The organism is Bartonella sp. AD328YNZD (assembly GCF_042196425.1).
In genome coordinates this window covers 1-520 of record NZ_JBHIQG010000893.1, presented here as the reverse complement: position 1 = coordinate 520, position 520 = coordinate 1, and the positions used below count along the sequence as shown (strand labels likewise).

Below are 520 nucleotides of genomic sequence, written 5' to 3'. Positions count from 1 at the left end.
ATAAAGCTGGTACGTCAAAACATTGAAGACTTTGAAGAATTTGGAAGGGTTGGATTTGAAATCTCACCCTTTGGGACCAAAGGCGGAAGACAGAAAAGAGTAATTGCTATTCTCAACGAACCACAAGCCACTCTACTCATGACCTATATGCGTAACAATGATACGGTGCGTGCATTCAAAAAAGCCCTCGTCAAAGCTTTCTATGATTTAAAAAACCAATTAATTGATAATGATCGTGATACACGCTTTGATTTTCCAAGCAACTGGGATGAAATGGGACCTACTGAAAAAGCTGTTTATATTTATGGACCGCTTCACATGCATCTTGTTAAAGCCTTTACATTAGCAGAAGAGAGCAAACATTATAAAACTCTTGTTGAAGAAGCCAAGCGAGTTTTAGTAAGCCCTGTTGCAAAAGTAGCTTAAGTTAAAAACATGATTTTATCTCCTCGCCTTGAGGCGGGGAGGTAGTTAATGCCGTAAAATATCTTTACATAATACATATTGTACGTATAATACG

The 520-nt window shown here is 37.7% G+C and carries 1 protein-coding gene; it reads left to right on the top strand.

Annotated features, from left to right (window positions below; translation table 11 throughout):
* Positions 1–426, top strand: a 426-nt coding sequence (locus ACFIO3_RS15620; RefSeq protein ID WP_375704837.1) for a Rha family transcriptional regulator, incomplete at its 5' end; no start/stop codon positions are given.
* Positions 427–520 lie beyond the last annotated feature (94 nt).